The sequence below is a fragment of the Pseudomonas sp. SK genome (assembly GCF_012975065.1).
Taxonomy (GTDB): Bacteria; Pseudomonadota; Gammaproteobacteria; order Pseudomonadales; family Pseudomonadaceae; genus Aquipseudomonas; species Aquipseudomonas anuradhapurensis.
The window spans coordinates 4,932,456-4,957,112 of the sequence record NZ_CP051857.1; the positions used below are offsets into that span (position 1 = coordinate 4,932,456).

Genomic DNA, 24,657 nt, shown 5'->3' on the forward strand with positions numbered 1-24,657 from the left:
CCTAGAATACCTTTCTGCACAGCTCCCGGATCGCCGCATGACCGACAGTTTCGTCACCCAGTGCCCGCATTGCCAGACTAGCTTTCGCGTCACTCACCACCAACTGAGCGTGGCCCGCGGCGTGGTGCGCTGCGGCCACTGCCTGCAGGTATTCAATGCTGCCAGGCAGTTGCTGGAGCAGAACCGCACCAGTACGGCCAGTCAACCTGTGGTGCCGGCGCCAGAGCCGGCGGTGCCTGACGCGCCGGCGGCCGAGCCAACGGTGGCGCACGAGCCGGCTGTCGACCAGCACAGCAGCGCTGCCGACGAAAACTGGGCACTCACCGCCCAGGCACTGGACGCCCTCGATCTCGACAAGGAGCTGGAACGCCTGGAGCGTCGCGGCCAACCCGTACCGGCACGCCCGGCCGAGCAGGATGACGGGTTGCAGGCCCGGCGCGACGACTTGCAGCCGGACGAACACGCTGACGACCTGTTCGGCACGGCCACCGATGAACCTTTCGAACCACCACAGGCAGATGAGCCGGCCCCGGTGCTGCAGCCGCTGGAGCTGGATCTCGAACCTGCCCCGGGCGAGCGCACCGAGCCAACCCTGGGCGGTAGCCTGGAGCTGGACTTCGACGATGAGCCGCCGGTGCGCCATGCCGTCGACGATGACCACCCCGCCTTCGACGAACCACTGCGTGCCAGCGATGACGAAACTGCGGAAAAAGGCCTGAACGCGCGCGACGACGAACCGCTGGCGCTGAGCCTGTCGGCGCACGATGACGACCCTGTCGAGCCGCTGCCCGGCGAACGCCTGGAACCCGGCTTTGCCGCCAAGCCAGAGCGCCCGGCACGCAAGGAGCCGCTGGTCGACGTGGTCGACGACCCATTGCAGCTGGGCTGGGAGAAGCCCGCACCGAACTGGGGCAAACGCCTGCTGTGGGGCTTCCTGACCTTGCTCGCCGCAGGCATGCTGGCGTTCCAGTACGTGTGGTTCCACTTCGACGAAATGGCCCGTCAGGACCAGTACCGGCCGCTCTTCCAGCAAATCTGCCCGTTGGTCGGGTGCGAAGTCCCGACCCGCGTCGATATTGCCCGGATCAAAAGCAGCAACCTGGTGGTGCGCAGCCACCCGGACTTCAAGGGCGCGTTGATCGTCGATGCGATCATCTACAACCGCGCGCCGTTCGCCCAGCCATTCCCGCTGCTGGAGCTGCGCTTCGCCGATCTCAATGGCCAGCTGATCGCCAGCCGACGCTTCAAGCCCAGCGAGTACCTCTCGGGGGAACTGGCCGGGCGTGGCGAGATGCCCAGCCAGACCCCGATCCATATCGCCCTGGACATCCTTGACCCCGGGCCGAAGGCAGTCAACTACAGCCTCAGCTTCCGTTCGCCGGAATGAACGTCATGCCGGCGGGGGCGCCTTGCGCCCCTTCGCGACACAACGCCGCTCCTACGGGAGATCGCGCTCGCCTGTAGGAGCGGCCTTGTGTCGCGAAAGGGCTGCGAAGCAGCCCCAAGCCCTTCTCCATACCAAATGGCATAAGCCGACAACTGTTCAGATTTTATCCAAACCCATCTTTATCCGGTCACCGAGAGCGGGTATCATGCCAACCCTTTTTCAGACTCCAAGATTCGGCCCCACAACAGGGATCACCTATGTCGGCGGTACGCATCGGCCAATACACACTACGTAACAACCTGATCCTCGCGCCCATGGCCGGCGTTACGGACCAGCCTTTCCGTACCCTTTGCCAGCGCCTGGGCGCCGGCATGGTGGTGTCGGAAATGGTCTCCAGCGACATGAGCCTGTGGAACAGCCGCAAGTCGAGCCTGCGCCGCATCCATGAAGGTGATCCCGAGCCACGCTCGGTGCAGATCGCCGGTGGTGATGCGCAGATGATGGCAGCGGCGGCGCAAGCCAATGTCGAAGCGGGTGCCCAGATCATCGATATCAACATGGGCTGCCCGGCAAAAAAAGTCTGCAACAAAGCCGCAGGCTCTGCTTTATTGAGAGATGAAGCCTTGGTCAGCGAGATTCTCCACGCCGTGGTTGGCGCCGTGGACGTCCCGGTGACGCTGAAGATTCGCACCGGCTGGGACCGGGCGAACAAGAACGGCCTGAATGTGGCGAAGATCGCCGAACAGGCCGGCATCCAGGCGCTGGCGGTACATGGCCGCACACGCGCCGACCTGTATACCGGCGAAGCCGAATACGACACCATCGCTGCCATCAAGCAGGCGGTGTCGATCCCGGTTTTTGCCAACGGCGATATCACCTCGCCAGAAAAGGCCCGGGCGGTGCTGGACGCCACCGGTGTCGATGGCCTGCTGATAGGCCGGGCTGCCCAGGGGCGGCCATGGATCTTTCGCGAGATCGAGCATTACCTGCGCACTGGCGAACATCTGCCAGCGCCGCAACTGGATGAAGTGGAACGCATCCTGCTGGAGCACCTGGCCGCGCTGCATGCCTTCTATGGCGATGTGATGGGCGTACGTATCGCCCGCAAGCACGTTGGCTGGTACCTGGCAACACGACCCGGCGGCAAGGAGTTTCGCTCCCGGTTCAACGCTTTGGAAGACACACAAGCGCAGTGCGCCAACGTTCGTGCGTTTTTCAGCGAACGTCGACAGAGCCTTGAGACAGAGGACGGACAAGGGGTGGCCGCATGACGATGATGACCGAGACATTTGTGAGTGGAACAACGCCCGTGAGCGACAACGCCAACCTGAAACAGCACCTGAACACGCCGAGCGAAGAAGGCCAGACCCTTCGCGACAGCGTCGAGAAGGCGCTGCACAACTACTTCGCCCACCTGGAAGGCGCGACCGTGACGGACGTGTACAACCTGGTGCTCTCCGAAGTCGAGGCGCCCCTGCTCGAAAGCGTGATGAACTACGTCAAGGGCAACCAGACCAAGGCCAGCGAGATGCTCGGGCTGAACCGAGGCACCCTGCGCAAGAAGCTCAAGCAGTACGACTTGCTGTAAGCCAGAATCCCAACCAGAAAAGGCGGCTCCCTGAACAGAGGCGCCTTTTTTGCTGACTCCACCGCGTTATTGGAATCCGAAATGACCGACCAGACTACCCGCCTGCCAGTCCGCCGCGCCCTGATCAGCGTCTCCGACAAGACCGGTATCCTCGAATTCGCCCGTGAGCTGCAGCAGCTCGGTGTCGAGATCCTGTCCACCGGCGGCACCTACAAGCTGCTCAAGGACAACGGCGTCAACGCGGTGGAAGTGGCCGACTACACCGGCTTCGCCGAAATGATGGATGGCCGGGTCAAGACCCTGCACCCGAAAATCCACGGCGGCATCCTCGGCCGTCGCGGCATCGACGACGCCATCATGAACGAGCACGGCATCAAGCCGATCGACCTGGTGGCGGTCAACCTGTACCCGTTCGAGGCGACCATTTCCAAGCCTGGCTGTGACCTGCCGACCGCCATCGAGAACATCGACATCGGTGGCCCGACCATGGTCCGTTCCGCGGCCAAGAACCACAAGGACGTGGCCATCGTGGTCAACGCCAGCGACTATGCCGGCATCGTCGAAGGCCTCAAGGCCGGCGGCCTGACCTACGCCCAGCGTTTCGACCTGATGCTCAAGGCATTCGAGCACACCGCCGCCTACGACGGCATGATCGCCAACTACATGGGCACCATCGACCAGGCCAAGGAAACCCTCAGCACCGAAGGCCGCAGCGAGTTCCCGCGCACCTTCAACAGCCAGTTCGTCAAGGCCCAGGAAATGCGCTACGGCGAGAACCCGCACCAGAGCGCGGCGTTCTACGTCGAGGCGAAAAAAGGCGAAGCCAGCGTTTCCACCGCCATCCAGCTGCAGGGCAAGGAGCTGTCGTTCAACAACGTGGCCGACACCGACGCCGCGCTGGAATGCGTGAAGAGCTTCGTCAAGCCAGCCTGCGTCATCGTCAAGCACGCCAACCCGTGCGGCGTTGCCGTGGTACCTGAAGAGGAAGGCGGTATCCGCAAGGCCTACGACCTGGCCTACGCGACCGACACCGAGTCGGCGTTCGGTGGCATCATCGCCTTCAACCGCGAGCTGGATGGCGAAACCGCCAAGGCCATCGTCGACCGCCAGTTCGTCGAAGTGATCATCGCACCGAAAATCTCCCAGGCCGCCCGCGAGGTGGTTGCTGCCAAGCAGAACGTCCGCCTGCTGGAATGCGGCGAGTGGCCAGCCGAGCGCGCTGCCGGTTGGGACTTCAAGCGCGTCAACGGTGGCCTGCTGGTGCAGAGCCGCGATATCGGCATGATCAGCGCCGATGACCTGAAGATCGTGACCAAGCGCGCACCGACCGAGCAAGAGATCCACGACCTGGTATTCGCCTGGAAAGTGGCCAAGTTCGTCAAGTCCAACGCCATCGTCTACGCCAAGCAGCGCCAGACCATCGGCGTCGGTGCCGGCCAGATGAGCCGCGTCAACTCCGCCCGCATCGCGGCCATCAAGGCTGAGCATGCCGGCCTGCAGGTACAGGGAGCTGTCATGGCATCGGATGCGTTCTTCCCGTTCCGTGATGGCATCGACAACGCAGCTAAAGTGGGTATCAGCGCCGTGATCCAGCCAGGTGGCTCGATGCGCGATGCCGAGGTGATTGCTGCCGCTGACGAAGCTGGCATCGCCATGGTCTTCACCGGCATGCGCCACTTCCGCCACTGATTTACGGCAATCGGCCGCACTGAAGCAGGCATCTGCTGCGTTGGGGCCGGTTTCGCTGATGCTCATTGCCAGAAGGCAACTCCGCTCATCGAAACCGGCCCCGCCTTGCATCTACCTGCTTCACTGCGACCTCGTACAGCGTGAGGTTTTGCCTCTCGCCCGAAAGAACTCGAGGTTTTGACATGAAAGTTTTGATCATCGGCAGCGGCGGTCGTGAACACGCCCTGGCCTGGAAAGTCGCCCAGGACCCACGTGTCGAGAAAGTCTTCGTTGCCCCGGGCAACGCCGGCACCGCCACCGAAGCCAAGTGCGAAAACGTCGCTATCGACGTCAATGCGCTGGAACAACTGGCCGACTTCGCCGAGCAGAACGTACAAATGACCATCGTCGGCCCGGAAGCGCCGCTGGTCGCCGGTGTCGTCGACCTGTTCCGCAGCCGTGGCCTGGACTGCTTCGGCCCGACCAAGGGCGCGGCCCAGCTGGAAGGCTCCAAGGCCTTCACCAAGGACTTCCTGGCCCGGCACAAGATTCCGACCGCCGACTACCAGAACTTCACCGAAATCGAGCCAGCCCTGGCCTACCTGCAGGAAAAAGGCGCGCCGATCGTGATCAAGGCCGATGGCCTGGCCGCCGGCAAAGGCGTGATCGTCGCCATGACCCTCGCGGAAGCCGAAGCCGCCGTGCGCGACATGCTGGCTGGCAATGCCTTCGGTGACGCCGGTTCGCGCGTGGTGATCGAAGAGTTTCTCGACGGCGAGGAAGCCAGTTTCATCGTCATGGTCGATGGCCAGAACGTGCTGCCCATGGCCACCAGCCAGGACCACAAGCGCGTCGGCGACCAGGACACCGGCCCGAATACTGGCGGCATGGGTGCCTATTCCCCTGCCCCGGTGGTCACCGCCGATGTGCACCAGCGCGTGATGGACCAGGTAATCTGGCCGACCGTGCGTGGCATGGCCGAAGAAGGCAACGTCTATACCGGCTTCCTCTACGCCGGCCTGATGATCGACAAGGCGGGCAACCCCAAGGTCATCGAGTTCAACTGCCGCTTCGGCGACCCGGAAACCCAGCCGGTCATGCTGCGCCTGGAGTCGAGCCTGGTGCTGCTGGTCGAGGCTGCATTCGCCAAGGCGCTGGACAAGGTCGAAGCCCAGTGGGACCCGCGCCCGAGCCTGGGCGTGGTGCTGGCCGCCGGCGGTTACCCGGGTGACTATGCCAAGGGTGATGTGATCAACGGCCTGGATGCAGCGGCCAAGATCGAAGGCAAGGTATTCCATGCCGGTACTTCGCTGAAAGACGGCCAGGTGGTCACCAACGGTGGCCGCGTGCTCTGCGCCACCGCCATGGGTGCCAGCGTTGCCGACGCCCAGCAGCAGGCCTATCGCCTGGCCAAGGAAGTCAGCTGGAACGGCAGCTTCTACCGTAGCGACATCGGCTACCGGGCCATTGCCCGCGAGCGCGGTGAGCACCAGCAGTAAGCTTTACCGGAGCGCCGTGACGCCCAGGGTTGGAAAAACCCAGGCGCACGGCCCCCGGCTCGTCGACAGGGCCCCGCGCGGGCCTTGCCTTCGACTTGGCGCGCCGCGCATAGTTACTACCTGGCACCTAGGCTAAGAAGGGATTTCGTAGTGCGTCGGCTTCGGATTGCCTCAGTTCTGATCGTCAGCTTGCTGACCCTGCTCTGCCTGTTCCCGGCTGCCGCCGAACATGACGGAGGCTGGGCCATGCTGCTCGACGAACAGGCCAACCTGCAACTGAGCGACGTGCGCTCCGAGCGTTACCGCAACCAGTTCAGCCCGCTGGCCCTCGCCGACCTGGATGCCGCTCCGGCGGAACAGGCCATGTGGCTGCACTACCGTTTGGCCCCCAGCGAGCAGGAACAACTGCTGCGGGTGTTCGCCCCAGACCTGTCCGGCCTGGACCTCTACGCCCTCGAAGGCGACAAGCTTCTGCGTCAGCTGCACCACGGCCGCCAGGCTGGCAATGCCAGCCCGACCCTGCGTGGCAGCGACCATGTCTTACCCCTGCCCAACAGCAAGCAACCGGTAGACATCTACCTGCGCCTGGTCTCCGAGCACCAACTGCGCCCGGCCATCAGCCTGGAGCCTGCGGCCGTGGCCGCCTCCGACCAACGCCAGCCGCTGCTGTTCGGCATGCTGTTCGGCGGCCTGGTGATGCTGATCCTGCACAACCTGATCCGCTTCTTCTACAGCCGCTCCAGCACCGCCCTGATCCTCGCGCTCTACCATGGCCTGATGCTGCTCAGCGGCCTGATCCTGCTGAACCTCAGCGGCCCCTGGTGGCACGTCTGGCACAGCGCACAGACGCCCGCCGCCTACCTCACGCTGGTCCTGGCCGGCCTGGCGGGGCTGTATTTCACCCAGCATTTCTTCGCACCGTGCAACTCACCGCGGCTGAATCGCCTGCTGCAGGGCGACATGCTGGTGGTCGGTGTCAGCGGGCTGGTACTGCTGTTCGTCGACACCCTGCCGCTGAACCTGATGACCTACGCCCTGATGGCCCTGGGTAGCGTCAGCATGCTGCTGGTCAGCAGTTATCACTGGTACAAGGGTTATGCCCCGGCGCGGGTGTTCAGCCTGGCGATGGTGGTGTTCAACCTCGGCGGCCTGGTGCTGCTGCCGGCGCTGCTTGGCCTCACCCGCACGCCAACACCCTGGCTGCTGTGCATCCTGCTGGGCTTGACCGTGGCCAGCGGCCTGCTGCTCAACCTGGCGGTCAGCGAACGTCTGCGGCGAATGAGCGAGGAGCGCTTCAGCGCCAGCCGCGCCCTGGCCGCCAGCAATGCCGAAATCAACGCCAAGGCCGAATTCCTGGCCAAGATCAGCCACGAAATCCGTACGCCGATGAACGGGGTGCTGGGCATGACCGAGTTGCTGCTGGGCACCCCGTTGTCGGTCAAGCAGCGCGATTATGTGCAGACCATCCACAGCGCCGGCAACGAACTGCTCACGCTGATCAACGAGATTCTCGACATTTCCAAGCTGGAATCCCGGCAAATCGAACTGGATGACGTGCAGTTCGACCTCAATGCGCTGATCGAGGATTGCCTGAACATCTTCCGCGCCAAGGCCGAGCAGCAGAACGTCGAACTGATCAGCTTTACCCAACCACAAGTGCCAAGGGTGATCAGTGGCGATCCCACACGCCTGCGCCAGGCCTTGTCGAGCCTGCTGGAAAACGCCTTGAAGAACACCGATCAGGGCGAAATCCTGCTGGTAGTGGCGCTGGACCAACGGGGCGAGGTACCGCGCCTGCGCATTGCCGTGCAGGACAGCGGCGAGCCGATGCCCGCTACCGACCGCGAAGCCTTGCTGCAAGCCGAACTGCACAGCCACCACTTCCTCTCCAGCAACAAGCTGGGCGGCCACCTCGGGCTGGTCATTGCCAAGCAGTTGATCGGCCTGATGCAAGGCGAGTTCGGCATCAAGAGCAGCAGCGGCATGGGCAATACCTTGTGGCTGGCGCTACCACTCGACCCTTCGCGCCTGGAGCAGCCACCGGCCGATCTCGACGGCCCGCTACGTGACGCCCGCGTGCTGGTGGTGGACGACAACGACACCTGCCGCAAGGTGCTGGTACAGCAGTGCAGCGCCTGGGGCATGAACGTCAGCGCGGTGCCGTCGGGCAAGGAAGCCCTGGCCCTGCTGCGCACCAAGGCCCATCTGCGCGACTATTTCGACGCCGTGCTGCTGGACCAGAACATGCCGGGCATGACCGGCATGCAACTGGCCGCCAAGATCAAGGAAGACCCGAGCCTGAACCACGACATCCTGGTGGTGATGCTCACCGGTATCAGCAACGCGCCGAGCAAGGTCATTGCACGCAACGCCGGGGTCAAACGGATTCTCGCCAAGCCGGTGGCCGGCTACACGCTGAAGACCACCCTCGCCGAAGAACTGGCCCAGCGCGGTCGCGAGCAGGCCATCCCTGCCAGCCCGCCCGGCACCGCACAGGCGCTGGAGCTGCCTGGCGACTTCCGCGTACTGGTCGCCGAGGACAACAGCATTTCGACCAAGGTGATCCGTGGCATGCTGGGCAAGCTCAACCTCGAGCCCGACACCGCCAGCAATGGCGAAGAAGCCTTGCAAGCAATGAAGGCGCAGCGTTATGACCTGGTGCTGATGGACTGCGAAATGCCGATACTGGATGGCTTCTCGGCCACCCAGCAACTACGCGCCTGGGAAGCCGCCAACCAGCGCCAGCGCACCCCGGTGGTGGCGCTGACCGCGCACATTCTTGCCGAACACAAGGAACGCGCGCGCCTGGCCGGGATGGACGGGCACATGGCCAAACCGGTGGAATTGTCGCAGTTGCGCGAGCTGATCCAGTATTGGGCCAGTCAGCGGGAAACCAAGGTGGACCCGGCGCCTACCTCCTGATCGGTATTGTCTGTACAGGCAACCCTGATGCTGCTGATACACTTGCCCACACCTTTCCTGCCAGGGGCTACCCCATGCTCCATGAGTTGTTCAGCGTCTACCTGAAAATGCTCGTGCTCTACAGCCCGTTCTTCGTGCTGTCGTGCTTCATCAGCCTGACCCGCGGCCACTCCAGCAAGGAGCGCAAGCAACTGGCCTGGAAGGTGGCGATTGCCGTGCTCATTGCCAGTGCCCTGCTTTACCTGTTCGGGCGGGCGATCTTCGGTATTTTCGGCATCACCGCCGACGCCTTCCGCATCGGCGCCGGCAGCGTGCTGTTCATCTCGGCACTGGGCATGGCCCAAGGCAAGTCGGCGGTCCAGGCAGACAACGTGCAGCAGGATGTCACCATCGTACCGCTGACCATCCCGCTGACTGTCGGCCCCGGTACCATCGGCGCACTGCTGGTAATGGGGGTGGGCCACCCACACTGGGACGACAAGGTGCTGGCCATTATCAGCATCGCACTGGCCAGCTTCACTGTCGGCCTGGTGCTGTACCTCTCGCACCGCATCGAGCGCATCCTCGGCGACCAGGGCCTGCAGATCGTCAGCCGGCTGATGGGGCTGTTCGTCTGTGCCCTGGCCGCGCAGATCATCTTCACCGGTATCAAAGGCTACCTGGCACCCTAGACGCCGTACTCCAGTATGCGCTGCAGGCAAACCTGAACCACACGATCCTGCACCTTGGGCAGGAAGCTCTGCTCGAAGGCAAGGATATTGAAGCGTACCAACTCGGCACGCACGTTCTTATGGCTGCGCTTGTGGCTGATGAAGCCCGCGCGGAACGCCGCGCGCGTGTCCGTTTCGTGGCACAGCACCATGTCGACACGATTCGCTCCGGCAGGTGCGCAGGGCAGTAGCTGGAAATGCTGCCGCTCGTAGGCATAGCGCTCAAGCGATTGCAGCGCTGACGGCTTGGCCAGCAGACTCTGCATGGAGCGGCTGCTTGCCGAGGCGAAATGGTCGCCGGCGGTTGCCGCAATGGTAGCCAGCACCTGGTCCGTCTGCCTGGCGCGGCTTTCCTCGGGCCAGTGCACCTGCTCGGCAGACACTGCGTCCCAGCCCATGAACTTGAGCTGGTTGCGGTAGTAGGCCAACCAGTCCTTGATCAAGCCTTCCTTGTATGCCGTCTCGGTAGCTCGCTCGGCCATGGCCAAGGCCAGTTTCACCTTGTTTCCCTGCACTGCAGAAACCCCTGGCAGGAACGAAACGATTCCCGCGCCGATCACGGCTGAACTGCTCTCATTCATGATGCGCTCCTGATTGCAGCATAAGGGTCAAAGCGATATTCCCCCTGGGCATCCTTGCTTTTCATCAGTGTTTGCAGCGCCTCTCGCTGGCCTTGGAAGCGCCCGTTATCGAGTACCAAGGACACCCCGTTGAACTCGGCTTGGCCCTTCAATGCCTGCTCGCGCAGCAACGAATCCAGCGGAATATCAGCGATTGGCCTATCGAACTGCAAAGTGATACTGCAAAGGTCAAGCGCCGGCCCCGGCTTTAGCAGACCAAGCTCGATCACCAGATCCGCCCCCTGCGTGGCAAATTTCAACAGGTGGCGAAAACCTCCGCTTGACATGCCCAAGCCTGACTTGAAGGCGGCCAATACCGCCTCATGCTGTATCGAGCACATCCTCAGCCAGGCTTCCAGTGGCTGGATCCGCGTGTTTCGCGAAGGCTGCCCCAGTTGTTTGAAATCGTGAGTGCTGGCCAGCTTGATCCAGCCCAGTTGGCCGTAGACCTCTCGATAGGCGTGGTACCAACCTTGGTAGTCGTCAAAGCGTGAGCCCACGTTCCTGTTGGCCACCAACTGCGCGTAGAGAATCGAGTCGAAAGCGGCCTGGCGCTGGATCTCGCCCGTGCCGGCGGGATACAGCAATGCCGTTCCACCAATCAACATCAGTTGCTCAACTGCTTTATCCATAACCGTTGCCTCGTCACCCTGAAATGAATGAGGCGGCGTCACTACAACGCCGCCCAGCAGTCAGATGTCGTACTGCAGAACATTCTCGACGCTGCGCACGCCGATTTTGTTTTCCACGGTTTCGCGGACTTTGTCATAGACGAAGTTGTTGAGCGTGAGCACCGCCATGCCGGCGTAGTAGTAGTTTTTCTCCAGCTTCCACTGGATGCCCAGGACGTCGTCATCAAGGTTCGGCGCAGATGCTTGAATGCAGCTCACCACCAAAACCACATCGTTGTTTGCGGTTTCGACGCAGGCAGCCATACCGACCATGCCACGCGCCTTGTTCTTGCGTTTGTGGTCGAGGACCTTGGTGTCATGTTCGACGGTGCTCAGCTTGTCGAACGCCAGCTTCGCCAGTTCACCCAGCTTGGTACCGCCGAGCATCGCCGAACCCGCCACACCGATCGCTCGTATGGCAACAGCACCGACGGTGACAGACAGTTCTGCCGAGGTTTCTAGCTCGAAGCTACGGCGCGGGATGGTGTAGCCGAGGTCACGCATGACATCGACGAACTTGTCGTACCATTCGCGGCATTGCGTTTCGGCATCGAAAGCCTTATCGGCCACCAGGGTGGCGAAATGGAAGGCGTTCATTACATCATGACGGTTTTGCGCAGACATACCGGCGCCACACGCCAGCAGGTTGCCTTCAACCAGAATGGCGGTGTCGCTGGTGGTGGTGATTTGCTTTTCATCGGACATGGGGAAACTCCTTGATGGTTGCCCTCGATTCAGGGGCAACCACCCTAGCCAGCGCGCTGGCGATGCAGCGCGCTGAAGGGTTTCCGCGGCAATCAGCTGGCCGAGGGGTACCAGCGTGGCGTGTACGCCCATACCCCGCCAGCCAGGCGAGGAAACACGCAGGTTGTCGAGGAGCCCACCAGCACCATGGTGCGCATGTCGACCATTTCCGGCACCAGCTCGGCCAATGTGACTACCTTCAGCGTCTGCCCCGGCCTACCGATGTCGCGGCCAAGGACTACGGGCGTAGTCCCCTCACGGTGCCGACGTACCACCTCCAGCGCCACGCCGAGCTGATGCGGCCGGGCTTTGGAAATCGGGTTGTAGAACGCCAGCACCAGGTCGGCCTGCGCCGCCAGGTCCAGGCGCTTTTCAATGATCGACCAGGGCTTGAGGTTGTCCGACAGCGACATCACGCAGAAGTCATGCCCCAGTGGCGCTCCAGCCTGCGCGGCCGTCGCCAGTGAAGCCGACACCCCCGGCAGGATCTCCAGGTCAACGCGATGCCAGGCAGGGTCGCTGGATTCATGCAGCGCTTCAAGTACCGCAGCCGCCATGGCGAACACGCCCGGGTCGCCCGATGACACCACCACCACCGAATGGCCCTGGGCCGCCAGTTCGAAGGCATGCCGGGCGCGCTGCATCTCTTCGCGGTTGTCGGTGCAGTGCAGCACTTGGTCGTCACGGAACGGGCCGGCCATGCGTACGTAGGTTTCGTAACCCAGCACATCTTCGGCGCGCGCCAGCTCGGCCTTGACCGCCGGTACCATCAGCTCGGCAGCGCCCGGGCCGAGGCCGATCACCGCCAGGCGCCCACGCCGGCGGCCAACCCGCGCCACCTCGACCGGTGCAGGTGCCACCGCGATGACCATGTCGGCCACCTCGATCAGTTGCGCGTCTGGCAATGCTTCGGCCAGCATGCCGGCGACATCCTGCGGCTTGGCGGCAAAACGCAAGGCAACGCCCAGTGCCTGGGCGGCTTCGTGCAGTGCGCTATCGGCCATGGTTTGTTCGTCCGCCAGCACACACGCCAGCGAAGGCTCGGCGATACCGGCCTGCTGCAAGGCGGCGCGAATGCCATGCAGATTGCCACCGGCAACACCCACTACCACCGAGCGCGGGTGAATCAGCAGTTCGTTGCGGCTGGCCGGACGCGCCTGAGGCCCTACATGGATGGTGCGCCGAGCCTCGTCACTGGCAGGCAGCTGCGCCTGCTGCAACCACGGCGCATGCCCTTCGATGCGCACTGTTTCGCCAGCCAGCAGGTCGGAAACAAAGCGCTTGCCTTGCTCGATATCCGCCAGCGCGTAGCCCTGTGGCGGGCTCAGCAGACAGGTCCCGAAGCGCAGTTCGCCACTGGTGGTAATCGCCGCAGCAACGCCCAACGCTTCGCCGATTTCGCGCGCCATCAGGTTCACGCCCGCCAGGCCGCCGAGCAGCGGTACCACGGCGCTGCCGTCTTCAGCCACCGCCAGCACCGGTGGTTCCACGCCCTTCTCGCTGAGCAGGCTGGCCAGGCTGCGAATCACGATCCCTGCAGCACAGAGGGCAATGATCGGCGTGTCCTGCAGGTACAGCGCCCGCAGGGTATCGCCGAACGCGCTGTAGGAAAGGTCGGCCCCTTCGACCCGGCCTTGCAGGCCATGGATCGACGCCTGTGGATAACATTGCCGGATACGCTGCGCCGTGGCCAGGCTGCCCTGGCCCAGAATGACAATCGCCGGAGCCTTGTGCATGTTCAGCCCTGCCATTTTTCACCCGGCACGATGATCAGCGAGAAGTACGGCGACGACTGTGGGTCGACCTGATCCAGCGGCACGATCTTCTGGTTGGCCATGGTCGCCCGCTCTACATACAGCGCGCGGCCGTCCAGGCCCAGTTCAGCCAGCACCTCGCGTACCTTGGGGAAGTTGCGGCCAAGCTTCATGATCACCGCCGCATCGGCGTCGGCCAGGCGACGGCGAAGCTCTTCGGCGGGCAACACGCCAGACAGCACCGACAGGCTCTGGTTGCGATACACCAGCGGCGCGCCCAGTACCGAGGCACCACCGAGCATCGAACAGACGCCGGGCACCACTTCGGCCTCATAGCGCTGCGCCAGGCGGTCGTGCAGGTACATGTAGGAACCGTAGAAGAACGGGTCGCCTTCGCAGATCACCGCCACGTCGCGGCCGGCATCCAGGTGCTCGGCCACTTGCACGCTGGCCTCGTCATAGAAATCGCTGATCACCTGTTCATAGGACAACGGCGCCGGCAGGGCTTCGGTGGTGACCGGGTAGACCAGCGGCAGCAGGGTCTGCTCGGGCTGCAGGTGCGCCTCGATGATGCCAAAGGCATTGCCGCGCTTGCCCTTGGCCACAAAATAGCCGACCACCGGCGCTTCACGCAGCAGGCGCAGGGCTTTCAGGGTAATCAGTTCAGGGTCGCCAGGGCCTACGCCGAGGCCGAGCAGACGTCCACGCGGCGCCATCATTCTACCTCCGTGGCCAGGGCGTTGACCGCGGCAGCGGCCATCGCGCTGCCGCCCAGGCGGCCCTGCATGATCACGAACGGCACGCCACGGCTGTCTGCGGCGAGCATCGCCTTGGACTCGGCGGCGCCGACGAAGCCGACCGGGAAGCCGAGGATCAACGCCGGCTTGGGCGCACCGGCGTCGAGCATTTCCAGCAGGTAGAACAATGCAGTGGGGGCATTGCCGATCACCACCACGCTGCCTTCCAGGTACGGCCGCCAAAGCTCCAGGGCCACGGCGGAGCGGGTATTGCCGGCGTCTTTCGCCAGGCCCGGCACGCTCGGGTCGCGCAGGGTGCAGATCACTTGGTTGTCGGCTGGCAGGCGCGCCCGGGTGATGCCTTCGGCCACCATGTGCGCATCGCACAGGATCGGCGCCCCCCTCTGCAGCGCTTCGCGCCCGGCGCGGCCGGCGCCTTCGGAGAACTGCAGGCCATCGATGGCCTCGACCATGCCGCAGGCGTGAATCACCCGCACGGCGAGCTTTTCGAGGTCTGCGGGGATCCGCTCGAGTCGGGCTTCCTCACGGATGATCCGGAAGGAATTGCGATAGATCTCCTGGCCATCGCGGATGTAGTCAATCATCAAGGTGCTCCGTCGGCAGGTCGAGCATGGCGCCTGCTTCATTCAAGGTAAGGTCGGTGGCGCGCAGGGCGCCGAAGCCCGGCTGGCTGGCATCACGCAGGTACAGGTCATAACGGCCCGGCGAGCGGGCCAGCAGGGTGGCCGGGGCAACATGGGCCACGGCGCAGGATCGGGGGCAACCGGACAAGTGCACGCTGCCAGGTGCACCCGGGCCGAGCAGCGCGGCCAGGGTAACGGCGTCGGCCTTGGTTTCGCCGAGGGCCTTGGCGCAGCCACTGCTGCCAGCGCAGGCATTGATCCGGGCCAGCGGCTCATGGGCGTGGCACAGCAGGCCCAGGGCGCCCAGGGCGGCTTGGGCCTGGGCGACGGCTTGCGCCTGGATATTGGTCAGCACCAGGCTTTGCCAAGGGCTCAGGCGCAGGCTGCCATCGCCCAGTTCACGGGCGACACGGGCGGCCCCGCGCAGCATGGCCGGGGTCAGGCGGCCCTGCGGCGGGGCAACGCCCAAGGCCAGCCCCTGCGCCTGGGGCAGCACACCCAGCCATGGGGCATCGTACGCTTCACGTCGCCAGCCGAGCACGGCGGCATCGCGGCGGATGGCCAGGCCAAGGCCGTCGATGAAATCGCTTGGCGAACACACTGCGAGCAACTGGCGCATGCGCGATTGGGCCGGGGTGGCCAGGTCGAGGAAGCGTTCCAGCACGGCACGCACCAGTGTCAGGCCTTGCTCCAGTGGCACCGCGCCGAGCACCTGGCCGTCAGCCGGGCAGCCCGCCAGGCCGAACGCCAGCCAGGTCTGCTGCTGCAGATGCAGGGCAGACAGCCACAGGTCATGAGGATGTTCGAGCATGGCCAGGCGCTCGCCGGCATCCAGCTGCACGGCGAACTTGGCCGACAGCTGATGAAAGCGCGGGGTACCTTCCAGCAGGTCGAGGATCTGCCCGGCCAGCGGCCGAGCGTCCAGCAGCATGGCCGGATCATGGCCAGCCAGCGGACTGAGCATCAGGTTACGCACATCGTCGCCAGCGGCATCACGCGGGCCCAGGCCGGCAGCGAGCAAGGTCTCGACCAGGCCCTGGTGGTCGCTGCCGATGCCGCGGATCTGCAGGTTGCCGCGGTTGGTGGCCTCGATCACGCCGCCGGCAAAACGCTCGGCCGCCGTCGCCACCGCGTCGGCCTGGTCGGCGAGCAGCAGGCCACCCGCCAGCTTGATGCGGCAAATACCGCCATCCCGGGCACTGACGATACGCCACAACCCCGGACAGGCCGAGGGGCGGGGCGTTACTTGGGGGGTATGGGCCTGCGTCAATGGGGTATCCGGCAGTCTGTGAAAATGCGCTTGAGTGTAGAAGGCGCGGTATTATGCCTGCTTTGTCCGGCGGCATGAAAAGCCGGTGGTCGAGCATCATTCGAGTTTGCGCTGAAATTTTGCGGGCGCGCAGCGGCCCCCAAGATTCTGAAGAGGTATACATGGCACCCTGGCTGACAGTAGTAGGCATCGGCGAAGACGGCTTCAGCGGCCTGGGCAAGCAAGCCCGGCGCGCGCTGCTGGGCGCGGCACGGATCTTCGGCAGCCCGCGCCAGCTGGCCCTGCTGCCGCGCTGCGTGGCCGGCGAGCGGTTGGGTTGGCCGAGCCCGTTCTCCCTCGCCCCGGTGCTGGCCCTGCGCGGCGAACCGGTGTGCGTGCTGGCCAGCGGCGATCCGATGTTCTACGGCGTCGGTGCCAGCCTGGCACGCCAGGTGCCTGAAACAGAAATGCACGTGCTACCGATGCCCTCGTCCTGCGCCCTGGCCGCCGCCCGCCTGGGTTGGCCACTGCAGGACGTGCAGGTGCTGTCACTGGTCGCCCGCCCGCTGTCTGCACTGAATACCCAGCTGCACAGTGGCGCGCGCCTGCTGGTGCTGAGCAACGACGGCGACAGCCCGGCGGCGATTGCTGCGCTGTTGCGCGAGCGTGGTTTCGGGCCGAGCCGGCTGCGGGTGTTCGAGCATCTGGGCGGGGCAGCGGAACGTGAATTTTCCGGCTCTGCCGAGGACTGGCCACATGCCCAGGTCGCTGCGCTCAACCTGGTGGCCATCGAATGCCGGGCCGCGCCACATGCCCCTCGCCTGCACCGCCTCGCCGGGCTGCCGGACAGCGCCTTCCGCCACGACGGCCAGCTGACCAAGCGCGATGTCCGTGCCATTACCCTCGCCCGCCTGGCGCCGCAGCCCGGCGAACTATTGTGGGACGTCGGCGCGGGCTGTGGCTCGGTCGGTATCGAATGGATGCGCGCCCACCCCGCCTGTCGGGCCCTGGCCATCGAGGCCGACGAGGGTCGCCAGGGTTTTATCGAGCACAACCGCGATGCGCTGGGGGTACCCGGCCTGCAACTGGTACGCGGCAAGGCCCCGGCAGCACTGCACGGCCTGGAACAACCCGACGCCATCTTCATCGGCGGCGGCGTCACCCGCGACGGCGTGCTCGACCTGTGCTGGGCAAGCCTGCGCCCCGGCGGCCGCCTGGTAGCCAATGCAGTGACCCTGCAGAGCGAACTGGCCCTGGCGCAGTTCCGCGAACGCCACGGCGGTGAGCTGACCCGCATCCACGTCGCGCATGCCCAGCCACTGGGCGCCTTCGACACCTGGCGCCAGGCGCTGCCGATCACCCTGCTGGACGTCGTGAAGCCCGCCGATGCGTGAAGAAACCCGTGAACAGCCCGCCCCCCTGCGCAGCGGCCTGACCACCGGCAGCTGCGCCACCGCCACCAGCCTGGCAGCCGCTCGCCTGCTGCTGAGCGGCACAAGCAGCGATGCCGTGAGTATCACCCTGCCCAAGGGCAAGGTGGTGCAGATGCGCCTGGAGTTCTGCCGCCTGAACGGCGAAAGCGCCGAGGCGGGGACGCTGAAGGATGCCGGTGACGACCCGGACGTGACCCACGGCGCCCTGCTCTACAGCCAGGTGCGCCTGCTGGCCGAAGCGGGCATCCGCTTTGTCGCCGGCACCGGCGTCGGTACCGTGACCCGCCCGGGGCTGGTGCTGGCCGTGGGTGAGCCGGCCATCAACCCGGTGCCGCGGCGCATGATCAGCGAACACCTGCAAAGCCTGGCGGACGAATGCGGTTATGCCGGTGGCTTCGAGGTCACCGTCAATGTGCAGGGCGGTGAGCAGCTGGCGCTGAAAACCATGAACCCGCGCCTGGGTATTCTTGGCGGGCTGTCGATCCTCGGCACCAGCGGCATCGTCCGGCCGTTTTCCTGTGCGGCCTACATCGCCTCGATCCACCAAGGCATCGACGTCGCCCATACCAATGGCTACACGCATATTGCCGCCTGCACCGGCAACGCCAGCGAAGACACCATGCGCCGGGTCTACGGCCTGCCGGAAATCGCCCTGATCGAAATGGGTGACTTCGTCGGCGCGGTGCTCAAGCACCTGCGCAAGGTGCCAGTACCACGCCTGACCCTGTGTGGCGGCTTCGGCAAGATCAGCAAGCTGGCGGCCGGGCACATGGACCTGCACAGCCGTCATTCCAGCATCGACTTGCCGCAACTGGCCGGCTGGGCTGCGGACATCGGCGCTGACGAAGCGCTGCAGGCGGCGATCCGGGCAGCCAACACCAGCCAGCAGGCCCTGGCCCTGGCCCATGCCGCCGGCATTACGCTGGGTGATGCGGTTTGCGCCCATGCCCTGGCCTTCGCCCGCAGCATCGTGCCGGCCGAGGTGCACGTGGAGGTATTCGCCATCGACCGCCAGGGCGGCATCGTTGGCCGGGCGGGCGTGCCATGAACGGGCGCATCCTGCTGTTGGGCGGCATCACCGAAGCCCTGGCCATCGCTCGCCGCCTTGGCCCGCAGCACGTCTACAGCCTGGCCGGCATCGGCCGCGTGCCGCAGGACCTGCAATGCCAGGTGCGGGTAGGCGGCTTTGGCGGTGCCGAGGGCCTGGCCGGCTACCTGCGCGAGGCGGGCATCAGCTTGCTGATCGATGCCACCCACCCCTACGCCGCGCAGATCAGCCGCAATGCCGCCATCGCGGCACGCAGCGCCGGTATCGCCTGCTGGGCATTGCGCCGCCCGGCCTGGCAGGCACGGCCGGGGGACGACTGGCGCGAGGTCGACGACTGGGCCGGGTTGATCGACGCCCTCAAGCCGTTCCGCAGGCCGCTGTTCACCCTGGGGCGTGAGCCGCTGCAGCACCTGGCGGAAATTCCGCCCGAGCAGTTCTGGACCTTGCGCGCGCTGGAAGCGTGCCCTGGCAACGAGCGCTGTGAAGTGATTGGCGCGCGTGGGCCGTTCCATATCGACGATGAGCGGGCCTTGTTCCAGCGTCGTGGCATCGATGTGCTGATCAGCAAGAACAGCGGCAGCGTGGCGACCGAACCGAAGCTGGAGGTGGCGCGGGAGCTGGGCGTGCCGGTGCTGGTGCTGAAGCGCCCGGTGCTGCCAGCTGTGGACCGGGTATTCGCATCGCTGCATGACCTGGCTGCAGCACTCGGCCTGTAGGAGCGGCCTTGTGTCGCGAGCGGGCTGCGCAGCAGCCCCAGCAATTTCGTGTGCAGTGCTGAACTCCTGGGGCTGCTACGCAGCCCGATCGCGACACAAGGCCGCTCCTACACGAGATTGCGTCACTTCTCAGAAGATAGTCCTACAGCCATTTCGGGCTTTTCGTTCAGCCTTCAGGTGGCCCTCTGCCGCCCTGCTGCCTTAAACTCGCCTCCTCCCTCTGGAAGGCGCTACCCATATGGACATGCAATGGTGGATCTGGCTGGTCTTCGGCATCGCGCTGATGCTGCTCGAACTGGTCCTGCCGACGTTCTTCATCCTCTGGTTCGGCATCGGTGCCGTGCTGGTTTCGCTTATCTCGCTGGCCGCTCCCAGCCTGCATCTGGACATGCAGGTACTGCTGTGGGTGCTGCTCTCGTCAATCACCACGGCACTGTGGTTCAAGCTGTTCCGGCGCAAACCGGATGTACGCTGGACCGCAGACAGCGTAATCGGTGAAGTCGGGCTGCTGACCGCTGCCGTCTCGGAGTTCCAGAAAGGCCGGGTACGCTTCCAGAAGCCAGTTCTCGGCAACGAAGAATGGACCTGCATCGCCGACAGCGAGATCGCCGCCGGCGAGCGGGTACGCCTTACCGCCATCGAAGGGAATACCGCCCGGGTCATCCGGGCCTGAACCTGCACCAAAAGGAATTGCCTGTCATGACCAGCCTCATCGTCGTCGCCGCCATCGCCCTGTTCGTCCTGATCACCGTGTTCAAGGGGGTGCGTATCGTGCCCCAGGGCGAGGAATGGATCGTCGAGCGCCTTGGCCGTTACCACAGCACGCTCAAGCCCGGCCTGAACATCGTCATCCCCTACATGGACGTGGTCGCCTACCGCCTGCCGACCAAGGACATCATCCTCGATGTGCAAGAGCAGGAAATCATCACCCGCGACAACGCGGTGATCGTCGCCAACGCCCTGTGCTTCGCCAAGGTGGTCGACCCGCAGAAGGCCTCCTACGGCGTGCAGAACTTCTCGTTCGCCGTCACCAGCCTGACCATGACCTCGCTGCGCGCCATCGTCGGTGCCATGGACCTGGACGAAGCGCTGTCCAGCCGCGAGCAGATCAAGGCGCGCCTGCGTGAAGCCATGTCCGAGCAGACCGAAGATTGGGGCGTGACCGTGCGCTCGGTGGAAATCCAGGACATCAAACCTTCCGAGAACATGCAACTGGCCATGGAGCGCCAGGCGGCCGCCGAGCGTGAGCGCAAGGCCGATGTAACCCGCGCCGAAGGGGCCAAGCAGGCGGCGATCCTGGAAGCAGAAGCCCGCTTGCAGGCTGCCAGGCTGGATGCCGAAGCGCAGATCAGCCTGGCCGAAGCCTCGGCGCGGGCGATTTCGCTGGTCAAGGACGCGGTCGGCAACGAGACCGTGCCGGCGATGTACCTGCTGGGCGAGCGCTATGTAGGGGCGATGGAAAACCTGGCGGGCAGCAGCAACGCCAAGGTGGTGGTGTTGCCGGCAGACCTGCAGGAGACCGTGCGTGGGCTGATGGGGCGTAGCAAGGCTTGAGATTGGTTTGGCCTTCTTCGCGGGCTTGCCCGCTCCCACTGGTACACCACCGCTCTCAAGGCTGTAGGTAATCCTGTGGGAGCGGGCGAGCCCGCGAAGCAGGCGACACCGCTTCAACTGCCCACCTGCGTCACTTCACCGCACCCCGCCATTTTTACCTATACTCGGCCTTACAATAGCCACCACGATTCCTGACCGGATCTCTCCATGCCCCCACGTCGGCACATCGCCTGGATAGCCTGCCTCGCAGTGCTGTTCAACCTGCTGGCCATGCCGCTGTCCTCTGCTGCGCCCAAGGGCCCGGCCGAACAGCTGCTGTGGGGGGCTTTCTGTTCCAGCATGGCCAACAAGGCCAAGGTCGACGTCCAGGCCCTGGCCAAGATCGACCTCGGCCCGCAGAGCGACGACAGCGCCAGCCCGATGAATTGCTGGTGCTGCTCTGGCGCCGCGCCGCTGCTGGCCCTGCCCAGTTACCCGCCGCAGTTGCACAACCCGCCGATACGCTTCGCCGGGCTGCCGCCACCTGCCGCCGCTAATCAACCCACGCCGCGCCAACTGTGGCCGGCCCTCAACCCCCGTGCCTCTCCGCTGGCCTGAGTTCATCACGCTGTCTGCCTGAACCTGAACAGAAACGGAGATTCACCATGCTCAAGCACGCCCTCGTCGTGGCCGCCCTGCTGCTGCCCGGCGCCTTTGCCAATGCCCACGAATACAGCGTGGGCGACCTGCATATCGCCCACCCCTGGTCGCTGCAGCTGCCTCCCAACGCGCCCAACGTCGCGGCGTACTTCGTGGTTCACAACAATGGCCAGGCCGACGACCGCCTGCTCGGTGTCGACAGCCCGATCACTGACGATGCGCAACTGCACGAACATGCCATGAGCGCCAGCGGCGCCATGAAGATGCAGCAGGTGCCCAGCGTGGTGGTGCCCGCCGGCAAGGACCTGACCTTCGCCCCCAGCGCCTACCACGTGATGCTGATGCAGCCCAGGGACCGCAGCCTGCTCAGCGATGGCAAGCGTTTCCCGCTGACCCTGCACTTCGAGAAGGCCGGCGACATCACCGTTGAAGTGGCCGTGCAGAAGCAGGCGCCAGCGGACCCGCCGCAAGCCCACGAACACGCGCACTGACACCCGCTGACAGGCACTCGCCATGAGCCTGCCGCGCCACAGCTCCAGCCGTACCACCCGCCCTGAACGCAGGCGCGCCGGTGGCGTATGGCTGAGCCTGTTCGCCATGTGGATGATCTTCATCGGCCCGCTGATTTCCCAGTCGATGCCGATGGACCACCCTGCTGGCATGAGCATGCCGATGGCGGCCGGCCATCAGCATGCTGGCGACACCCATCACGGCCAGGCTGGCGATGGCCAGCTGCATGTGATGTGGGAAAAGTGCGGTTATTGCAGCCTGCTGTTCAACTGCCCGGCCCTGCCGCAGGCACTCAGCCCGCTCTGCGCCGACAGCGTCGTTGCCACCACCCAACTGCTCGCTCCCACGCGCCAGGGCCATGCCCGGCAGGCTGTATTCCCCGGCGCGCGCAGCCGCGCCCCTCCCTCCTCGATCAACGTCTGACCACACCATTTTTTGCACGGAGCCAGGCGGCTTCGTGCCGACTCATGACTGATCGACTGGAATCATTATGTCCGGCTGCACCCCTGTTTTTGCCTGGTCCCTGCGTGGGGCCCTCGCCGCCGTGTGCGGCTCGCTGCTCGCGCCCGTAGCACTGGCCGCCGAACCCGGCCATGAAGGCCATGCCCACGACGCACCTGAGCTGAGGCCGACGGTAATCACCGCCGTAGCCCCGAGTTCGCCGCTGACCGTGGTCACCAACCCGAAAGACCCGCGCCAGCCAGTGCCGGCCAGCGACGGCGCCGACTATCTGAAAACCATCCCGGGGTTTTCCGCCATCCGCGCCGGCGGTACCAACGGCGACCCGGTATTGCGCGGCATGTTCGGCTCGCGCCTGAACATCCTCACCAATGGCGGGCTGATGCTCGGCGCCTGCCCGAACCGCATGGACGCGCCCACCTCGTACATTTCACCGGAAACCTACGACCGCCTGACCGTGATCAAAGGCCCGCAAAGCGTGATCTGGGGCCCAGGCGGCTCGGCAGGCACCATCCTCTTCGAGCGCGAGCCGGAGCGGTTCGGCAGCCTCGGCAGCCGGGTCAACGCCAGCCTGCTGGCCGGCTCCAACGGCCGCTTCGACAAGGTACTGGACGCCGCCGCCGGCAACCGCCAGGCCTACGCCCGCTTTGTCGGCAACCAGTCGCGCTCGGATGACTACCACGACGGCAGCGACAACACCGTGCCATCCCGCTGGGACAAGTGGAACGGCGATGTCGCCCTCGGCTGGACGCCCGACCAGGACACCTTGCTGGAGCTCACCGCCGGCAAGGGCGACGGTGAGGCTCGCTATGCCGGGCGCGGCATGGACGGCTCGCAGTTCAAGCGCGAAAGCCTGGGGCTGCGTTTTGAAAAGTCCAACCTCGGCGAGGTGCTCGACAAGGTCGAGACGCAGGTCTACTACAACTACGCCGACCATGTGATGGACAACTACAGCCTGCGTACACCGTCGGGCAGCGGCATGATGGGCATGCCAATGGTCAGCAACGTCGACCGCCGCACCCTGGGCGCACGCATCAAGGCCACCTGGCGCTGGGCCGATGTGCAGCTGATCGGTGGCATCGACGCGCAGACCAACGAACACCGCAAACGCGGCGGCATGGGCGTGGATGCCCACAAGGGCCAGGCCTGGACCAAGGACGCCGACTTCCACAACTACGGCGCCTTTGGCGAACTGACCTGGTACGTCAGCGGTGAAGACCGCCTGATTACCGGTGCCCGCCTGGACCGCGCCTCGGCCCGCGACTTCCGCGCAAACAGCGCGACCAATGGCGACACCCGCGCCGACACCCTGCCGAGCGGCTTTGTCCGCTACGAGCACGACCTGGCAGCCGTCCCGGCCACCACCTATGTCGGCCTTGGCCATGCCCAGCGTTTCCCCGACTACTGGGAGCTGTTCTCGCCCAAGCTGGCACCACCCGGTGCGGCCAACGCCTTCGACGGTATCAAGCCAGAGAAGACCACCCAGCTCGACTTCGGTATCCAGTACCGCACCGAGCGCCTTGAGGCCTGGGCTTCGGGCTATGTCGGGCAGATCCGCGACTACATCCTGTTCGACTACCGCAGCGGCATGATGGGCATGAGCACTTCGCAGGCACGGAACATCGACGCCCGCATCATGGGTGGCGAACTGGGGGCGGCCTATCAGCTGACCGACCACTGGAAGGCCGACGCCACCCTGGCCTACGCCTGGGGCAAGAACAGCAGCGACGGTACGGCACTGCCGCAGATGCCGCCCCTCGAGAGCCGCCTGGGCCTGACCTACAGCCGCGATGTATGGAGCGTGGGTACGCTGTGGCGGCTGGCGGCGGCGCAGAACCGCATCGCCGAGAACCAGGGCAATGTGGTCGGCAAGGACTACGACGACAGCGCCGGCTTCGGCGTGTTCTCGCTCAATGGCGCCTACAAGGTCAGCAACCACCTCAAGCTCAGCGCCGGGGTCGACAACCTGTTCGACAAGACCTACGCCGAGCACCTGAACCTGGCCGGCAACGCCGGGTTCGGCTACCCGGCCACCGACCCACAACCGGTGAACGAGCCAGGCCGGACGTTCTGGACCAAGGTCGATTTCAGCTTCTGACAACAAC

General features: G+C 65.0%; 23 protein-coding genes. 16 read left to right on the top strand and 7 right to left on the bottom strand.

All coding sequences use genetic code 11. The annotated features are described in order from the left end of the window. Positions 1-37 precede the first annotated feature (37 nt). The 7 genes from HG549_RS22560 to HG549_RS22590 all read left to right on the top strand — a co-directional run bounded on the left by HG549_RS22560 (position 38) and on the right by HG549_RS22590 (position 9,735). Positions 38-1,387, top strand: coding sequence for a DUF3426 domain-containing protein (locus tag HG549_RS22560; RefSeq protein ID WP_170032905.1), 1,350 nt, complete (start codon positions 38-40; stop codon positions 1,385-1,387). A 257-nt stretch (positions 1,388-1,644) separates the two neighbouring features. Next, positions 1,645-2,658, top strand: a complete 1,014-nt coding sequence (dusB, locus tag HG549_RS22565) for a tRNA dihydrouridine synthase DusB (protein WP_170032907.1) — start codon at positions 1,645-1,647, stop codon at positions 2,656-2,658. Continuing rightward, complete coding sequence (gene fis, locus HG549_RS22570) at positions 2,655-2,975, top strand: DNA-binding transcriptional regulator Fis (protein ID WP_012274390.1); 321 nt, start codon at positions 2,655-2,657, stop codon at positions 2,973-2,975. Before dusB ends, fis begins: the two co-directional genes overlap by 4 nt. Before the next feature lie 81 nt (positions 2,976-3,056). Beyond that, entirely contained in the window at positions 3,057-4,664 is a 1,608-nt protein-coding gene (gene purH / locus HG549_RS22575) for a bifunctional phosphoribosylaminoimidazolecarboxamide formyltransferase/IMP cyclohydrolase (RefSeq protein WP_170032909.1), read from the top strand. A 182-nt stretch (positions 4,665-4,846) separates the two neighbouring features. Continuing rightward, positions 4,847-6,142 (top strand): phosphoribosylamine--glycine ligase, encoded by a 1,296-nt coding sequence (purD, locus tag HG549_RS22580; RefSeq protein WP_170032911.1) that lies wholly within the window; start codon positions 4,847-4,849, stop codon positions 6,140-6,142. A gap of 150 nt (positions 6,143-6,292) precedes the next feature. Further along, positions 6,293-9,064, top strand: coding sequence for a hybrid sensor histidine kinase/response regulator (locus HG549_RS22585; protein ID WP_170032913.1), 2,772 nt, complete (start codon positions 6,293-6,295; stop codon positions 9,062-9,064). Between the two features lie 74 nt (positions 9,065-9,138). Then, on the top strand, positions 9,139-9,735 hold the full coding sequence (locus HG549_RS22590; protein WP_170032915.1) for a MarC family protein: 597 nt from the start codon (positions 9,139-9,141) through the stop codon (positions 9,733-9,735). On the opposite strand, the gene HG549_RS22595 is transcribed toward HG549_RS22590, so the two are convergent. The 7 genes from HG549_RS22595 to cobG form a co-directional block, all read right to left on the bottom strand. After that, positions 9,732-10,355 carry a hypothetical protein gene (locus HG549_RS22595; protein WP_170032917.1) on the bottom strand — a complete coding sequence of 208 codons (624 nt, stop codon included), beginning with the start codon at positions 10,353-10,355 and terminating at the stop codon, positions 9,732-9,734. The genes HG549_RS22590 and HG549_RS22595 overlap by 4 nt on opposite strands. Then, entirely contained in the window at positions 10,352-11,026 is a 675-nt protein-coding gene (locus HG549_RS22600; protein WP_256666003.1) for a hypothetical protein, read from the bottom strand. Before HG549_RS22600 ends, HG549_RS22595 begins: the two co-directional genes overlap by 4 nt. 60 nt (positions 11,027-11,086) lie before the next feature. After that, positions 11,087-11,770: a hypothetical protein gene (locus tag HG549_RS22605; RefSeq protein ID WP_170032919.1), complete on the bottom strand. Its 684-nt coding sequence runs from the start codon at positions 11,768-11,770 to the stop codon at positions 11,087-11,089. A 92-nt stretch (positions 11,771-11,862) separates the two neighbouring features. After that, a complete protein-coding gene (gene cobJ, locus HG549_RS22610; protein ID WP_170032921.1) occupies positions 11,863-13,545 on the bottom strand; it encodes a precorrin-3B C(17)-methyltransferase in 1,683 nt (560 codons plus the stop codon). 2 nt (positions 13,546-13,547) lie between these two features. Beyond that, positions 13,548-14,282, bottom strand: coding sequence for a precorrin-2 C(20)-methyltransferase (locus HG549_RS22615; protein ID WP_170032923.1), 735 nt, complete (start codon positions 14,280-14,282; stop codon positions 13,548-13,550). Beyond that, positions 14,279-14,905 (bottom strand): precorrin-8X methylmutase, encoded by a 627-nt coding sequence (locus tag HG549_RS22620; RefSeq protein WP_170032925.1) that lies wholly within the window; start codon positions 14,903-14,905, stop codon positions 14,279-14,281. The genes HG549_RS22615 and HG549_RS22620 overlap by 4 nt, the downstream gene beginning before the upstream one ends. Further along, complete coding sequence (gene cobG / locus HG549_RS22625; RefSeq protein ID WP_170034305.1) at positions 14,898-16,229, bottom strand: precorrin-3B synthase; 1,332 nt, start codon at positions 16,227-16,229, stop codon at positions 14,898-14,900. Before cobG ends, HG549_RS22620 begins: the two co-directional genes overlap by 8 nt. A gap of 146 nt (positions 16,230-16,375) precedes the next feature. Between cobG and cbiE the strand changes: the two genes are divergently transcribed. The 9 genes from cbiE to HG549_RS22670 all read left to right on the top strand — a co-directional run bounded on the left by cbiE (position 16,376) and on the right by HG549_RS22670 (position 24,650). Then, on the top strand, positions 16,376-17,587 hold the full coding sequence (cbiE, locus tag HG549_RS22630; protein WP_170032927.1) for a precorrin-6y C5,15-methyltransferase (decarboxylating) subunit CbiE: 1,212 nt from the start codon (positions 16,376-16,378) through the stop codon (positions 17,585-17,587). Further along, positions 17,580-18,674: a cobalt-precorrin-5B (C(1))-methyltransferase gene (locus HG549_RS22635; protein WP_170032929.1), complete on the top strand. Its 1,095-nt coding sequence runs from the start codon at positions 17,580-17,582 to the stop codon at positions 18,672-18,674. The genes cbiE and HG549_RS22635 overlap by 8 nt, the downstream gene beginning before the upstream one ends. Continuing rightward, positions 18,671-19,390, top strand: coding sequence for a cobalt-precorrin-6A reductase (locus tag HG549_RS22640; RefSeq protein WP_170032931.1), 720 nt, complete (start codon positions 18,671-18,673; stop codon positions 19,388-19,390). The genes HG549_RS22635 and HG549_RS22640 overlap by 4 nt, the downstream gene beginning before the upstream one ends. 238 nt (positions 19,391-19,628) lie before the next feature. Continuing rightward, positions 19,629-20,063 carry an NfeD family protein gene (locus HG549_RS22645; protein ID WP_170032933.1) on the top strand — a complete coding sequence of 145 codons (435 nt, stop codon included), beginning with the start codon at positions 19,629-19,631 and terminating at the stop codon, positions 20,061-20,063. Between the two features lie 26 nt (positions 20,064-20,089). Beyond that, a complete protein-coding gene (locus HG549_RS22650; RefSeq protein WP_170032935.1) occupies positions 20,090-20,944 on the top strand; it encodes an SPFH domain-containing protein in 855 nt (284 codons plus the stop codon). A 207-nt stretch (positions 20,945-21,151) separates the two neighbouring features. Next, positions 21,152-21,541, top strand: coding sequence for a DUF2946 domain-containing protein (locus tag HG549_RS22655; protein ID WP_170032937.1), 390 nt, complete (start codon positions 21,152-21,154; stop codon positions 21,539-21,541). Positions 21,542-21,588: 47 nt separating this feature from the next. Then, a complete protein-coding gene (locus HG549_RS22660) occupies positions 21,589-22,074 on the top strand; it encodes a copper chaperone PCu(A)C (RefSeq protein ID WP_170032939.1) in 486 nt (161 codons plus the stop codon). A gap of 22 nt (positions 22,075-22,096) precedes the next feature. Continuing rightward, positions 22,097-22,516, top strand: a complete 420-nt coding sequence (locus tag HG549_RS22665; protein ID WP_170032941.1) for a DUF2946 domain-containing protein — start codon at positions 22,097-22,099, stop codon at positions 22,514-22,516. A gap of 67 nt (positions 22,517-22,583) precedes the next feature. Further along, positions 22,584-24,650, top strand: coding sequence for a TonB-dependent copper receptor (locus HG549_RS22670; protein ID WP_170032943.1), 2,067 nt, complete (start codon positions 22,584-22,586; stop codon positions 24,648-24,650). Positions 24,651-24,657: the final 7 nt, after the last annotated feature.